Source organism: Nonomuraea sp. NPDC004702, assembly GCF_053601695.1.
In genome coordinates this window covers 23259-37796 of sequence record NZ_JBSGCE010000014.1, presented here as the reverse complement: position 1 = coordinate 37796, position 14538 = coordinate 23259, and the positions used below count along the sequence as shown (strand labels likewise).

Here is a 14538-nt window from a genome sequence, read left to right as displayed (position 1 = left end):
GCCTCCCGAGGGGGGCAGGCGGGCGCCCGTAACACGTCCTTCCGGACCTCCGATGATTGTTCATGAAGCGTCTTCTCGCCCTCGCCGCAGCAGCCTTCATCTCCCTCCCCCTCACCCCCGCCGCCGCGCTCGGCGGCACCCCGGGCTCGCCCGGGGCGGGCGACCCGTACTTCCCCGGTCAGGGGAACGGCGGCTACGACGCCGGCCACTACGACCTCGCCCTCGACTACGAGCCCTCCTCCAACGTCCTGACCGGCGTCGCCACCGTCAACGCCCGCGCCACCCAGGCGCTCAGCCGCTTCGACCTCGACCTGTCCGGCTCGCTGTCCGTACGCTCGGTCACCGTGGACGGCCGGCCCGCCGCCTTCACCCGCAGCGGCGACGAACTGGTCGTCACCCCCGCCGCCGCGCTCGCCTCCGGGCAGGGCTTCTCCGTCGTCGTCCGGTACGACGGCAGGCCCACCCACGTCCTCGACCCCGACGGCTCCAGGGACGGCTGGATCAGGACCAGCGACGGCGTCTTCAACGCCAACGAGCCGCAGGGCGCGATGACCTGGTACCCCGGCAACCATCACCTGTCGGACAAGGCGACGTACCGGTTCTCGGTGACCGTGCCCAGCACCAGGGTCGCGGTGGCCAACGGCGACCTGGTGGCCAGGACGTCGGCCGGCGGCCGGACCACCTACGTGTGGGACGCCCGCGAGCCCATGGCCAGCTACCTGACCACCGTGTCGATCGGCAAGTTCCAGCTCACCGACACCAGGTCCGGCGGCTACCGGGTGATCACCGCCGTGGACCCCAAGCTCGCCGGCACGGCGACGGACTTCGCCGCCCGTCACGCCCCCGTCCTGGACTACTTCAGCTCGCTCTTCGGCCCGTACCCCTTCTCCTCCACCGGCGGGATCGTGGACCACGAGCCGAACGTCGGCTACGCCCTGGAGACCCAGACCCGGCCCATCTACCCCGTGGTGCCCGGCGAGTCGCTGCTCGCGCACGAGCTGGCCCACCAGTGGTTCGGCGACTCGGTGACGCCCACCTTATGGCGGGACATCTGGCTGAACGAGGGCTTCGCGACGTACGCGGAATGGCTCTGGCTGGAGAAGATCGGCAGCCGTACCGTGCAGACGTCCTTCGACGGCGTCTACGCCAGGCCCGCCGACGACGAGTTCTGGCAGACGCCCACCGCCGACCCCGGCGGCGCCGCCGCGCTCTTCCACGACCCCGTCTACGACCGCGGCGCGGCGACCCTGCACGTCCTGCGCCGGACCGTCGGCGACAACGCGTTCTTCACGATCCTGCGCACCTGGGCGAACGACCACAAGTACGGCAACGCCGACACCGCCGCCTTCGTCGCCCTGTCCGAACGCGTGTCCGGCAGGCAGCTCGACGCCCTCTTCGACGCCTGGCTCTTCCAGCCCGGCAAGCCGTCGTTGTGATCATTCCGGTACGGCCTGCGCGTGCGTTTGGGCGGCAAGCCGTACCAGACCTAGATAAGCTTCACGGCCATGGCCGGTCGTCCTTTGCATGAAGTCGTCGAAGCCGGATGGGCTCAGGCTCTTGAGCCCGTATCCGAGCAGATCTCCTTGATGGGTGAGTTCCTGCGCAACGAGATCGCCGAGGGCAGGCAGTACCTGCCCTCGGGCCCCAACGTCCTGCGGGCGTTCAGCCAGCCCTTCGACGACGTCAAGGTGCTGATCGTGGGCCAGGACCCCTACCCCACGCCCGGCCACCCCGTCGGGTTGTCGTTCTCGGTGGCGCCCGAGGTGCGGCCGATCCCCGGGAGCCTGCTCAACATCTACAAGGAGATGGAGTCCGACCTCGGCCTCCCCCGCCCCGCCAACGGCGACCTGACCCCGTGGGCCGAGCAGGGCGTGCTGCTGCTCAACAGGGTCCTGACCGTCATGCCCGGCAAGCCCGCCTCCCACCGGGGCAAGGGCTGGGAGCTGGTCACCGAGCAGGCCATCCGCGCCCTCGTGGCCCGCGACAAGCCGATGGTCGCCATCCTGTGGGGCCGCGACGCCCGCAACCTCGCGCCCATGCTCGGCAGCGTGCCGCGCATCGAGTCGGCGCACCCGTCCCCGCTGTCGGCGCGCAGCGGCTTCTTCGGCTCGCGGCCGTTCAGCCGCGCCAATGAGCTGCTCACCCAGCAAGGCGCCGCACCTGTCGAGTGGAAGCTGCCCTAGCATCGTCGCCATGAGTGATGAACCGAAATACCTGCGCCTTACGGTCGAGCTGACCGTGGAGGTGCTCGACGTGAACGCGCTGCAGGCGGCGGCGCTGGCCGAGATCCGGCATCCCGACGCCGACCTCAGCGACGAGGAGCGCTCCGAGCAGGCCGACCTCGTCAACTCCGACGAGACCGGCGCCTCGGCGCTGCAGTGGCTGATCGAGCCGGACCACGTGCTGCAGCTCGTGGACCACATCACCGAGATCGAGCCGCGTGAGGCCGTTCTCGGGGTGGAGCCGTCCGAGGGGCCGAGCGAGGACGAGGACGAGGACCACCACGACCACGACCACGCGTGACCTCTCGCACGTGACGTGGTGTGGCGTGACGTGACCTGACGTGGTGTGGCGTGACGTGACCTGACGTGGTGTGGCGTGACGTGACGTGACATACGCCGACCGGCCACGACGCCCCACCGCGCCGCGGCTCCGACGTACGCCGACGGGCCACGACGCCCCGCCCAGGTGGCGACTCCGACGTACGGCGATCAGCCACGACGCCTCATCGCGTCGTGATCTGCGACGTACGCCGACCGGCCACGGCGCCCCATCGCGTCGTGACCTGCGACGTGCGGCGACCGGCCACGGCGCCCCATCCGCGCCGCGGCTCCGTTGTACGGCGCCCATCACGTCGTGACCTCTGACGTACGGCGATCAGCCACGGCGCCCCACCCGCGTCGTGGCTCTTCGCCCCGGCTACGATCGTCTCGTCCGGGCTCTTTCCGTTCTCCGAGGGATCTGTCGCCATGATCGTGGCCTTCTCCATCACCCCGCTGGGCGTCGGCGAAGGGGTCGCCGAGCCGGTCGCCCGCGCCGTCAAGGTGGTCCGCGAGAGCGGCCTGCCCAACCGCACGGACGCGATGTTCACCACGATCGAGGGCGAGTGGGACGAGGTCATGGACGTCGTCAGGCGCGCGGTGGACGCCGTCTCCGAGGTCGCCCCGAGAGTCAGCCTGGTCCTCAAGGCCGACCTGCGCCCCGGCGTGACGGACGGCATGACCACCAAACTCCAAAGCCTCGAACGCCACCTCCCCTGACCCCGCCTTCCCACGCAGAAAACGCCAGCCCCAAGCAAGACACCTCCCCCCAGCGCCTCCCCCAGGCCGCCCGCAGCCAGCACCCCGCCACCTGAGCGCGGCCGCCCAACAGCCGCCCGCCCCCGGCCCATGCCCAGCACCCCACCACCGCCCCAGTAGCCGCCCCCATCGGCCAGCGCCTGAGCGGCGGCCCTGGAAACCGTCCCCAGCCAGCACCCCGACACGGGGCACAGCTGCCCAAAAGGCCGTCCCCGCCCCATGCCCAGCACCCCACCACCGCCCCAGTAACCACCCCCATCGGCCAGCGCCTGAGCGGCGGCCCTGGAAACCGTCCCCAGCCAGCACCCCGACACGGGGGGCACAGCTGCCCAAAAGGCCGTCCCCGCCCCATGCCCAGCACCCCACCACCGACCCAGTAGCCGCCCCCATCGGCCAGCGCCTGAGCGGCTCCCCTGGAAACCGTCCCCAGCCAGCACCCCGACACGGGGGCACAGCTGCCCAAAAGGCCGTCCCCGCCCCATGCCCAGCACCCCACCACCGACCCAGTAGCCGCCCCCATCGGCCGGCGCCTGAGCGGCGGCCCGAGAACCGACACCCGGCCCGCACCCGGCCCGCAGCCGCCCGCCTGCCCGCCTGCCCGCCCCGAAGCTGACACTCCGCCTGCACTTCGACAGCTGAGCGCCCCCAGAAGCGGTATGCCATCGGCATCTGGCCATCCGGTTCGGGAAGGCGATAGTCGGCCTGCGACTGCGACAGCCCGCACCGCACAGGAACTCCCGGCCGCACCCTCGTACCGTGAAGCCCACGATCTGCGGATGCCGGCTGAGCACGCAGCTGGGCGCACGGTGAGGAACCTCCCACAGTCGGATGTGGCGAGGAACCCCGTAGGGGCACGCGGCGCGCAACCGTCCCGTCGCGGACACACAACGGGAAGCCCCGCAGCCGGCACGCAACGCACATCCCCCAAAGCGGGCACAGGGCAGGAACCTCCCGTGGCGGACACGGGACGAGGAGCCCCGCAGCAGGCACGCAACGCGCAGCCCCTACGGCAGCACAAGGCAGGAAACCTCCCATAGCGGGCACATGGGTGAAGAGCCCCGCAGCGGGCATGCGGCGCGCAGCTCTGCGGCGCTCACATGGCGCGGAACTGTCCACGGCGAGACGTGGCGAAGGACCGCGCAGCAGGCATGCGGCGCGCGCCCGTCCCGTAGCCGACACATGGCACGGAGCCGTCCATAGCTGGGCGTGGCGAGGAGCCGTGCAGTACGACGTGGCGCACAACCCTGCGCGTAGCGGGCACATGGTCGGGGCGGCACATGGTCGGGGCGGCACATGGTCGGGGCGGGCACCCGGCGCACAACCCCCACGGCGGTCACAGGGCTCGGAGCCCCAGGAGCGGGCGCGTGGCGTGGAGCCGCGCAGCGGGCACGCGGCGCGGCCCCCACGGTCGGCACAGGGCAGGAAACCTCCCGTAGCTGGCACGTGATGAGGAGCCCTGCAGCGGGCACGCCGCGCACAGCAGCCCCTGCGGCAGACACATGGCGCAGAGCCCTTGTAGCGCACACGTAGCCCGGAGCCCCGTAGCGCACACTTAGCCCGGAGCCCCGTAGCGCACACTTAGCCCGGAGCCCCGTAGCGGACGTGGCCGGGAGCCCTCGTAGCCGAGGATGGCGAATAATCCCGTAGCGGGTACGTGGCGCCGAAGGTTGGATTCAAGCGCAACCGCTCGACCTTCTGGTGATGCCGGCGCTGGGCGGGCTTGCGAGCGGGGCGGGCAGCGGCCGTTTGGCCTCGCGCCCAGACTGCGGCGTGCTCCTTTCAGGGAGCGCAGAGCTCCGATGAATGTCGGGATTCGCGATATGTCTTGACCGTCTCCGTAAACGCGACATATCGTGTCGCTTGATCGGAGAACGCGATACTACTCGTGCCCGGAGGTGGAGGCAATGAGACAAGAGCGAGTGCCCGTGCTGGTGGTCGGCGGCGGGTACGCGGGCCTGAGCGCTGCCGCGCTGCTGGCGTGGCGCGAGGTGCCCGTCATTCTGGTCGAGCGGCACCCGAGCACGTCCATCCAGCCCAAGGCGTTCGGCATGGGACCGCGAGCCGTCGAGCTGCTGCGGCCGCTGCCGGGGATCGAGCAGACGTTCGCCGACATCTGGATCGGCATCGGCGACTCCATGCGCATCGCGATCGCCAAGACGCTGGCCGACCCCGATCCGGAGATGATCTTCGAGGACACGGGCGAGTTCGACGCCCTGGCCGACCTCACCCCCGTGCCCCGCGTGGGCGCCCCTCAGTCGGAGGTCGAGCGGGTGCTGCGCGCCTACGCCGACGAGCTCGGCGCCGACCTGCGCTTCTCCACCGAGCTGATCTCCCTCGACCAGGACGACGACGGCGTCACCGCCGTGATCCGCGCCGCCGACGGCGAGGAGAGCGTCGTACGGGCCGACTACGTGGTGGCGGCCGACGGCCACCGGAGCCCGCTGCGCGAGCGGCTGGCCGTGCCCACCTCCGGGAGGGGCGACCTGGTGCAGATGCGCTCGATCATGTTCGACGCCGATCTGACCGGCCTGGTGAACGAGCGCGAGGTCATCGTCTGGTACCTCCACAACGACGCGTTCACCGGCGTCATCGTGACCGGCACGGGCGTCGGCGCGCACGTGCTCGGCATCAACCAGAACCCCTCCCCGGACGGCGGCGCAGACGCCCTCACCGACGAGCGCTGCGTCGAGCTCATCCGCGCCGGAACCGGCATCCCGGACCTGGACGTGCAGGTGCTGGACACGGCGACGTTCAGCCTGGCGCACGTCGTGGCCGACACCTTCCGCGCCGGACGCGTCTTCTTCGCCGGCGACGCCGCCCACACCATGCCGCCCACCGGCGGCCAGGGCGGCAGCACCGCCCTCCAGGACGGCTGCGACATCGCCTGGCGCCTCTGGCTGGTGCTCAGCGGACAGGCCGGCCCCGGCTTCCTGGACACCTACGACGCCGAACGCCGCCCGATCGGCGCCCTGACCGCCGACGCCCAGCTCGCCAACCTCAGCGTGCGGATGCCCGTGGACGAGCGCTCCGACTACCCCGAGCCCCTGGAGGACTTCCTGCAGGCGATGCTCGGCTACCGGTACCACTCCGCCGCCGTCCTGGAGGAGCCCGGCGACGACGGCTCGCTCCTGGAGGACCCGCGCGTCCCGAGCGGCCGGCCCGGCAGCCGCGCCCCGCACGTCGTGCTCGACTGGGAGGGGCAGCGCATCTCGACCATCGACCTGTTCGGCTCGGGTTTCGTCCTGCTGGCCGACAAGTGCGGCGGCCAGGTCTGGATGGACGCCGGCCGCGTGGTCAAGGAGCGACTGGGCGTGCAGCTCACCCGCATCCTGGTGGACGACGAGCTGGTGGACGTGGAGGGCCGCTGGCGGGAACGGTACGGGGTGCGGGAAGGCGGCGCTGTCCTGGTGCGGCCAGACGGGTACGTGGCCTGGCGCGCCCCTCGCCCCACGTCGGACCCCCTGTCCACGCTCGACCAGGCCCTCACCCGGATCCTGCATCGCTGACCACCTGCCTTTCGCCGGACCGGGCCCGATGGCCTTCGCCGGGGTCGTGAAACGTGCGCATGGGCGGGGAGGCACGTACGTGCTCCATGGGTCTGGCCGTCTCGCGGGGGCGAGGGTCAGGCGGCGAGGGCCGGGCGTGCGGGATGGTCGGCGGAGGTCAGGTCGAGGCTTCCGGCGACGCGCAGCCAGTCGTTGACCGAGCCGGTGAAGCCGGACGGCGGCCCCACCTTGAGACAGGTGAGCCGGCCGCTGCCGGGGGCGGGGCCCACCTTCAGGCGGCGGATGGCGCCCGAGCTACCCAGCTCGCCAAGGCCGGCGAGGTCGCCGGGGACGCCGGGGACGCCGGGGACGCCGGGGACGCCGGGGACGCCGGGGACGCCGGGGACGCCGAGGTCGGCGTCGCACGGGGTCAGCCGTACGCCGAACGGCGGGACGCCCCGCAGAGCGCCGGACGGCTGGATCCGCAGGAGGTCGTCGATCTCGTGGCAGCTGGCCAGCGGGTGCACCCGCAGGTGGGCGAGCTGGTCGGCGACCAGGCGATGGGCCACCAATCGGAGGAGGGCGGTCGCGCAGAGGCTGTGGGCGCAGGCGGCGCCGTCGAGGGTGATCTCCGGGAGCGCGAAGCGGCGCAGGCCGCGCGAGGTGACGCGCAGGCAGTCGCAGGCGGCCGTCTCGGACGGGTCCCACGGCGGACAGGTGGCGTCGTCGCGCATCTGCACGTCCCAGGTGAGCCAGTCGTCGCCGAGGCGGAAGTCTTCCGGCTCGCCCGGCGACCTCGGGCAGGCGGGCACGGCCGAGGCGGTGGACGGGTCGATCAGCAGGCCGTCGCACTGGCGGGCGAGGGCGCGGGCGACGGCTCTGGCGGTCTGCACGTTGCCTGGCAGGCGGCGTGGGGGCGCGGTGGTGGACACCAGCACGTGTTGCCCGGCCCGGCGCAGCCGCCGTCGTTCGTCGCCCGTGAGGGTGAGGCCGGCCGGTCGCCAGGGGGCGGGGACATGGGTGACGGCCAGGGAGGGCGGGGTGTCGAGCGCGTCACGGGCCGCCTTCCGGTACGGCCCGGGGACGCGCCAGGGGACGAAGGTGTCGACGTCGAACGGCAGGTGCTCCACGGCTACGACGAACAGTGAGGTCAGCATGGCGGGGAGCGGCAGAACGATCTTCATGAGGTGCCTCGCCTTCGAAAACGTGGTGAGGCACCCAGGATCCGGAACCGGGCCGGCCGCGGTGCGGCCGAACCCGGTTCTGGGGACGAACCCGCCGACCGGCCCCACCCTGTGGACAACCACCGGGGAAGGCGGAGGCAGGAGATTCAGGGGCTGGCGCGGGTGAGGGCGGAGGTCTGACCGGGAGGCGGAGGCCGTCCAGTCAGGGGGTGGCGAGGCCGGAGAGGCGGAGGACCTCCGGCAGGGGGGTGCGGGTGATGGCGAGGGTCTGGCCGGGGAGGCGGAGGCCGTCCGGTCAGGGGGCGAGGGCGGGGAGGCGGAGAGCGGTCGGTCAGGGGCGAGGGCGGGGAGGCGGAGAGCGGTCGGTCAGGGGGTGGTGCGGGTGATGGCGAGGGTTTGGCCGGGGAGGCGGAGGCCGTCCGGGCCGGCGGCGACCGGGTCGTCCGAGGCCAGGAGGAGGGTGGCGCCCGCCGGCGGCAACGTCAGCGTCTCCGGGGAGAAGTTGACGCTGACGCACACCGTCCCGCGCCACATGACCAGCCACCTGCCCTCCGGATCGGCCTCCACCCGCACCCGGTCCAGCCGCGGATCCGACAGCTCCGGCAGCGCCTTGCGCAGCGCGATGAGGTCCCGGTACCAGCACAGCAGGGACCAGTTCTCCTCCTCCTTCAGCTCGCTCCAGTCCAGCTTGGAACGGAGGAACGCCTCCTCGTCGGACGGGTTCGGCGCGTCCCAGGCGTACCCGAAGCCGTCGAACTCGCGCTCGCGCCGCGTCCCCTCGCTCTCCCGCAGCTCGGGCTCCACGTGGTCGGAGAAGAACAGGAACGGCGTGCCGGCCCCCCACTCCTCCCCCATGAACAACATCGGCGTGAACGGCGAGGTCAGCAGCAAACCGGCCCCGAGCCTGAGCGCGGACACGGGCAGGCGGTCGCCGCCGGGCCGGTTGCCGATCTGGTCGTGGTTCTGCAGGCAGGCGACCAGCCGGTGGCCGGGCACGCCGGTGAAGGGCTGCCCGTGCGCCCGGTCGCGGAAGCTGGAGTAGCCGCCGTCGTGCAGCACGCCCCGGGTCAGCACCCTGGCCAGCGCCGACGGGTCGGCGAAGTCCTCGTAGTAGCCGTGGCTCTCGCCGCTCACGGCGGTGTGCAGGGCGTGGTGGACGTCGTCGTTCCACTGCGCGGTCATCCCGAGGCCGCCGGCCTCCAGCGGGCGTACCATGCGCGGGTCGTTGAGGTCGGACTCGGCGATCAGCGACAGCGGCCGGCCGAGCGAGCAGGCCAGCGCGTCGACCTCCTCCGACAGCTCGGCCAGCAGGTGGCGGGCGCGCCGGTCGTGCAGCGCGTGGACGGCGTCCAGCCGCAGCCCGTCGATGTGGTAGTCGCGCAGCCACTGGACGGCGTTGCCGACGAAGTACCGGCGGACCTCGTCGGACCCCGGCCCGTCCAGGTTGACCGCTTCGCCCCAATAGCTACCAGCAAAGCCGGAAAAATACGGACCAAAGGGGTGGAGGAAGTTGCCCGACGGCCCCAGGTGGTTGTAGACCACGTCCAGGATGACGCCGATCCCGGCCCGATGGCACGCGTCCACGAACGACTTCAGCCCGTCGGGCCCGCCGTACGTCTCGTTGACCGCGTAGAGGTCGACGCCGTCGTACCCCCAGTTGCGCCCGCCGGGGACGGGGGCGACCGGCATGATCTCCACGAAGTCCACGCAGAGCTCGACCAGGTGCTCCAGCCGCTCGATCGCCGCGGCGAACGTCCCCTCGCCGGTGAACGTGCCGACGTGCAGCTCGTAGATCACCGAACCGCGCAGGTCGCGGCCCTTCCAGTCGTGGTCGGACCAGGTGAAGCGGTCGTGCTCGTAGACCGCGCTCGGCCCGAACACCCCCTCGGGCTGCCGCCGGGAGCGCGGGTCGGGGTAGGGCCCGCCGCCGTCGAGGACGAAGGCGTACCTGGTGCCGTGGCCGGCCTCGGCGACCTCGGCCCACCACCAGCCTCTCTCCCCCTGGGACATCGGCCGGCGTCCGTCCAGAACGTCGACCTCGACAGCCGTGGCCTTCGGTGCCCAGACCTCAAAGATCATGTCGCTCCAGCAGTGAGACGGGGTACTGATCGAGCAGCCGGGCCAGCGGAACCGTCCCCGAGTGCGGCTCGCCGGTGAGCAGGTCGCGCCAGGATCCGCCGGGCAGCGTCAAGGTGGTGTCGCCCCACACCGAGTGGCCGGCGACCGCGGAGCGGCGCGCGAGGCGTACCGGCAGCCTGGTGGCGACCGCCACCGCCCGCGGGCCCTCGCCCCGGGCGAAGGCGATCGCGTGCTCGGCCGCCTCCCCCTCCGCCCGCAGCGGCAGGTACGGCGCCGCGCCCCCGAGCCGCCTGCGCAGCCGCAACGCCTGCGTCGTGACCAGGAGCTTGGCGGCGTCCCAGGAGGTCTCGGGCTTGCGCGGGTACGTCACGGGCCGCCGGTTGTCCGGATCGACCAGCGAGAAGTCGGTGGTCTCGTTGCCCTGGTACACGTCGGGCACCCCGGGCATCATGAGCTGCACCAGCTTGGCCCCGAGCGAGTTCGACATCGCGAACGGCTCGATGCGCTCGGTGAACTCCTCCACCGGCAGCCGCACGGCGGCCTGCGCGAACTCCCGCAGCCGCCGCTCGTAGCCGGCGTCCGGACGCACCCACGAGATCGCGGTCTTGGCCTCGCGAGCCGCCTTGAGCAGGTAGTCGGTGAAGCGTTCCGCGGAGATCGGCCAGGCGGCCATGAGGTTCTGCCAGGCCAGGTAGTCGAGATGGGGGTCGAAGGAGAGCTCCCGCGACCACTCCGACACCACGGACGCCCACTCCCGCGGCATCTCCGACAACACCGACAACCGGGCCCGCACGTCCTCTGACCGCTTGGTGTCGTGCGTGGACAGGGTCGTCATCGTGTACGGAGACATCTCCCCGCAGAAGTCATGGAACTCCTCGACCGAGACGCCGAACACGTCCGGCTCGCCGCCCACCTCGTTGAGGCACGACAGCGGGAACCACCGGTACAGCGCGGTGTCCTCCACGCCCTTGGCCATGACAGGCCCGCACGTCTGCTGGAAGCGCACGATCGCCTCCGGCGAGCCGTACAGGACCTCTCGGACGAGCGGCCGCACGGCGGGCGAGCACTCCGCGGCGGCCAGCTCGACGATCTCCACCGACTCGGGCGGCGGCTCCTCCCCCGGCACCAGGTACGCCCGGTAGAGCGGCATCGCGGCCAGCAGCTCCGACACCGCGGCGGGTGCGCAGCCGGTGACCCTGGCCAGCCGGTCGATCTCCGCCCCGAAGAACAGGTCGAGCACCTCGCGCTTGGCCTGCGTCATGACCGGACGGTAGTCGTCGGGCTGCCCGGTCAGCTCGCTGAACAGCCGGACCAGCGGCTCCTTGCCCGAGGGGTCGACGAACAGGCCGTTGACCCGGTTGAGCACCTCGTAGCCGGTCGTGCCGTCGCAGGCCCAGTCGGGCTGCAGCCGCTCGGGGCCGATGAGGATCTTCTCCACGACCGTCCAGGGGCCGCCGGTCCGCTCGCGCAGCCGGTCGAGGTAGCCGCGGGGGTCGGCCAGGCCGTCGGGGTGGTCGATGCGCAACCCGTCGACCAGGCCCTCGTCGAGCAGCCAGAAGATCACCTCGTGCGTGGCGGACAACACCGCCGGGTCCTCCACGCGCAGCCCGATCAGCGAGGAGACGTCGAAGAAGCGCCGGTAGCCGGGGCCCTCGCGCCAGTCGACCAGCCGGTAGTGGCCCGGGTGGGGGAAGGCGTGCTCGTGGTAGCGCAGGACGTCGCCGTCGACCACGGGCTCGGTGTCGTCGCCGAGCACCGGCAGCGCCACCTTCCCCTCCACCCACTCGATGTCGAACCAGTTCGCGTACGGCGAGGCGGGCCCGTCCTTGAGCACCGACCAGAACTGGGCGTTCATCGTGTTCATGTGGTTGGGCACGATGTCGATGACGATGCCCAGGTCGTGCGCGGCCAGTTCCTGGGCCATCTCGCGGAAGCCGGTGGCCCCGCCGAACTCCTCCCTGATCCTGGAGTGGTCGACGACGTCGTAGCCGTGCCGCGAGCCGGGCGTGGCCTGCAGCACCGGCGACAGGTAGACGTGGCTGACGCCGAGGTCGCGCAGGTAGCCGGCGATCTCGGCGACCTGCGCGAAACCGAAGTCGGGGGTGAGCTGCACCCGGTACGTCGAGGCCGGCCTAGACACGGCGCAGCACCCGCACGCTGCGTCCGGGGACCTCGATCGCCTCGCCCGCGCGCACCATCCGCACGTCGAGCCTGATGGGCATCGCGGTGTCGATCTCGGTGTGCCACATCTCGCCGTAGTCCTGGGGGATCGTGAACTTGATCGTGTCGTGGTGGGCGTTGAACAGCAGCAGGAAGGAGTCGTCCCGGATCGGGCGGCCGCGCCGGTCGGGCTCGGTGATGGCGTCGCCGTTGAGGAAGACGGCCAGCGACTTGGCGTAGCCGACGTTCCAGTCGCTGTCGGTCATCTCCTCCCCGGACGGGGTGAGCCAGGCGATGTCGCTCAGCCCGCGGACCGGCCTGCCGTAGAAGAACCTCCTGCGCCGGAAGACCGGATGTTTCTTCCGCAGCGCCGCGAGCTCCTGGGTGAACTCCAGCAGCAGCCAGTTCTCCCTGATGTCGGACCAGTCGACCCAGGTCAGCTCGTTGTCCTGGCAGTAGCCGTTGTTGTTGCCCTTCTGGGTGCGGCCCAGCTCGTCGCCGTGCGAGAGCATCGGCACGCCTTGCGACAGGAACAACGTGGTGAGGAAGTTGCGTTTCTGCTGCTCGCGCAGCGACTCGATGGCCAGGCTCGCCGGGCCCTCCTCGCCGCAGTTCCACGACCGGTTGTCGTCGGTGCCGTCGCGGTTGCCCTCTTTGTTCGCCTCGTTGTGCTTGTCGTTGTACGCGACGAGATCCTGCAGGGTGAAGCCGTCGTGGCAGGTCACGAAGTTGATGGAGGCGGCCGGGCGGCGGCTGTCGTCCTTGTACAGGTCGCTGGACCCGGTCAGGCGGGAGCCGAACTCGGGCAGCGTGGCGGCCTGCCCGCGCCACAGGTCGCGGATCGTGTCGCGGTAGCGGCCGTTCCACTCGGTCCAGCGCGAGGGGAAGTTGCCGACCTGGTAGCCGCCGGGGCCGACGTCCCAGGGCTCGGCGATGAGCTTGACCTGCGACAACACCGGGTCCTGCTGCACCAGGTCGAAGAACGCGCTCAGCCGGTCGACCTCGTGCAGCTCGCGGGCGAGGGTGGAGGCGAGGTCGAAGCGGAACCCGTCGACGTGCATCTCGATGACCCAGTAGCGGAGCGAGTCCATGATCATCTGAAGGACGTGCGGCGAGCGCATGAGCAGGCTGTTGCCGGTGCCGGTGGTGTCGACGTAGTAGCGCTTGTCGTTCTCGACCAGGCGGTAGTAGTTGCTGTTGTCGATGCCCCTGAACCCCAGCGTCGGCCCCAGGTGGTTGCCCTCGGCGGTGTGGTTGTAGACGACGTCGAGGATGACCTCGATGCCCGCCTCGTGCAGGCTGCGCACCATCGCCTTGAACTCCAGCACCTGCCCGCCGCGCTGCCCGGTGCTGGAGTAGCGGTTGTGCGGGGCGAAGAAGCCGATGGAGTTGTAGCCCCAGTAGTTGGACAGGCCGCGCTGCTCCAGGATGTGGTCGGTGACGAACTGGTGCACCGGCATCAGCTCCAGCGCCGTCACGCCGAGCTTGGTGAGGTGGTCGAGGATCTCGGGGTGGCCGAGCGCCGCGTACGTGCCGCGCAGGTGCTTGGGGATCTTGGGATGGCTTATCGTCAGCCCGCGCACGTGGGCCTCGTAGATCACCGTGTCGTGGTACGGCGTCGCCGGCGGCCGGTCGTGCCCCCACCCGAAGAACGGGTTGATCACGATGGACCGCGGCACGTACGGGGACGAGTCGGCGTCGTTGCGCGTGTCCGGCTGGCCGAACCGGTAGCCGTAGACCGCCTCGTGCCAGTCGACGCCGCCCTCGATCGCCATCGCGTACGGGTCGAGCAGCAGCTTGTTGGGGTTGCAGCGCAGCCCGCGCGCCGGCTCGTACGGCCCGTGCACGCGGTAGCCGTAACGCTGGCCGGGGCCGATGCCCGGCAGGTATCCGTGCCAGATGAACCCGTCGACCTCCGTGAGCGGCACCCGCGACTCGACGTTGTCCTCGTCGAACAGGCACAGCTCCACCGCCTGGGCGACCTCGGTGTAGAGCGAGAAGTTCGTGCCCGCGCCGTCGTACGTCGCCCCGAGAGGATAGGGGTCTCCAGGCCAGATCTCGATCATCGAGGCTCCCTTGCGGTCTCTCCCCATGTTCCGTTCCCCCGGTCCGCCGGACAAGGCCACCCTGTTCCTTCCCACGCGTCCGTCCGGAATACTCCGAAAAATCGAGTGAGCCGCCTCCGACGGCGCGGTGTCGAAGGCGGCTCACGTGTTCGGCCCGGTGGGGGGTGCGGCGAGGTTCACGGATCCGGTGCGCGGCCCCCGCGCACCGGATCCGCACCCGCGATCGGGCGACGCGACGCTGCGTCCCCGATCCCCCGCGATCAGG

Annotated in this window: 9 protein-coding genes; 5 read left to right on the top strand and 4 right to left on the bottom strand. The window is 71.3% G+C overall.

What is annotated here, in order from left to right; translation table 11 throughout:
• The first annotated feature begins 62 nt into the window (after positions 1 to 62).
• The 5 genes from ACWEJ6_RS19215 (at position 63) to ACWEJ6_RS19195 (ending at position 6805) form a co-directional block, all read left to right on the top strand.
• On the top strand, positions 63 to 1436 hold the full coding sequence (locus ACWEJ6_RS19215) for a M1 family metallopeptidase (protein ID WP_449915951.1): 1374 nt from the start codon (positions 63 to 65) through the stop codon (positions 1434 to 1436).
• A gap of 69 nt (positions 1437 to 1505) precedes the next feature.
• Entirely contained in the window at positions 1506 to 2183 is a 678-nt protein-coding gene (locus ACWEJ6_RS19210; protein WP_387668073.1) for a uracil-DNA glycosylase, read from the top strand.
• A 10-nt stretch (positions 2184 to 2193) separates the two neighbouring features.
• A complete protein-coding gene (locus tag ACWEJ6_RS19205; protein ID WP_352320347.1) occupies positions 2194 to 2523 on the top strand; it encodes a hypothetical protein in 330 nt (109 codons plus the stop codon).
• Positions 2524 to 2969: 446 nt separating this feature from the next.
• Positions 2970 to 3260 carry an MTH1187 family thiamine-binding protein gene (locus tag ACWEJ6_RS19200; protein ID WP_352320345.1) on the top strand — a complete coding sequence of 97 codons (291 nt, stop codon included), beginning with the start codon at positions 2970 to 2972 and terminating at the stop codon, positions 3258 to 3260.
• Between the two features lie 1943 nt (positions 3261 to 5203).
• Complete coding sequence (locus tag ACWEJ6_RS19195; protein WP_452425068.1) at positions 5204 to 6805, top strand: FAD-dependent monooxygenase; 1602 nt, start codon at positions 5204 to 5206, stop codon at positions 6803 to 6805.
• Positions 6806 to 6921: 116 nt separating this feature from the next.
• Here the strand turns inward: ACWEJ6_RS19195 and ACWEJ6_RS19190 are convergent, their stop codons facing one another.
• The 4 genes from ACWEJ6_RS19190 to glgX form a co-directional block, all read right to left on the bottom strand.
• Positions 6922 to 7968 (bottom strand): hypothetical protein, encoded by a 1047-nt coding sequence (locus ACWEJ6_RS19190; protein WP_452425066.1) that lies wholly within the window; start codon positions 7966 to 7968, stop codon positions 6922 to 6924.
• A 366-nt stretch (positions 7969 to 8334) separates the two neighbouring features.
• Positions 8335 to 10047, bottom strand: coding sequence for a malto-oligosyltrehalose trehalohydrolase (gene treZ, locus ACWEJ6_RS19185; RefSeq protein ID WP_452425064.1), 1713 nt, complete (start codon positions 10045 to 10047; stop codon positions 8335 to 8337).
• The gene (gene treY, locus ACWEJ6_RS19180; RefSeq protein WP_452425062.1) at positions 10037 to 12187 is read right to left on the bottom strand and encodes a malto-oligosyltrehalose synthase; all 2151 of its coding nucleotides are present in this window, start codon (positions 12185 to 12187) and stop codon (positions 10037 to 10039) included. Before treY ends, treZ begins: the two co-directional genes overlap by 11 nt.
• The gene (glgX, locus tag ACWEJ6_RS19175) at positions 12180 to 14273 is read right to left on the bottom strand and encodes a glycogen debranching protein GlgX (protein ID WP_352349923.1); all 2094 of its coding nucleotides are present in this window, start codon (positions 14271 to 14273) and stop codon (positions 12180 to 12182) included. The genes treY and glgX overlap by 8 nt, the downstream gene beginning before the upstream one ends.
• Positions 14274 to 14538 lie beyond the last annotated feature (265 nt).

What these genes read in the sequence shown, in the direction of transcription:
- ACWEJ6_RS19190 (WP_452425066.1), bottom strand. Translation starts at nt 7,968, where the DNA reads ATGAAGATCGTTCTGCCGCTCCCCGCCATGCTGACCTCACTGTTCGTC.
- ACWEJ6_RS19195 (WP_452425068.1), top strand. Translation starts at nt 5,204, where the DNA reads ATGAGACAAGAGCGAGTGCCCGTGCTGGTGGTCGGCGGCGGGTACGCG.
- ACWEJ6_RS19200 (WP_352320345.1), top strand. Translation starts at nt 2,970, where the DNA reads ATGATCGTGGCCTTCTCCATCACCCCGCTGGGCGTCGGCGAAGGGGTC.
- treZ (WP_452425064.1), bottom strand. Translation starts at nt 10,047, where the DNA reads ATGATCTTTGAGGTCTGGGCACCGAAGGCCACGGCTGTCGAGGTCGAC.
- ACWEJ6_RS19215 (WP_449915951.1), top strand. Translation starts at nt 63, where the DNA reads ATGAAGCGTCTTCTCGCCCTCGCCGCAGCAGCCTTCATCTCCCTCCCC.
- ACWEJ6_RS19205 (WP_352320347.1), top strand. Translation starts at nt 2,194, where the DNA reads ATGAGTGATGAACCGAAATACCTGCGCCTTACGGTCGAGCTGACCGTG.
- glgX (WP_352349923.1), bottom strand. Translation starts at nt 14,273, where the DNA reads ATGATCGAGATCTGGCCTGGAGACCCCTATCCTCTCGGGGCGACGTAC.
- ACWEJ6_RS19210 (WP_387668073.1), top strand. Translation starts at nt 1,506, where the DNA reads ATGGCCGGTCGTCCTTTGCATGAAGTCGTCGAAGCCGGATGGGCTCAG.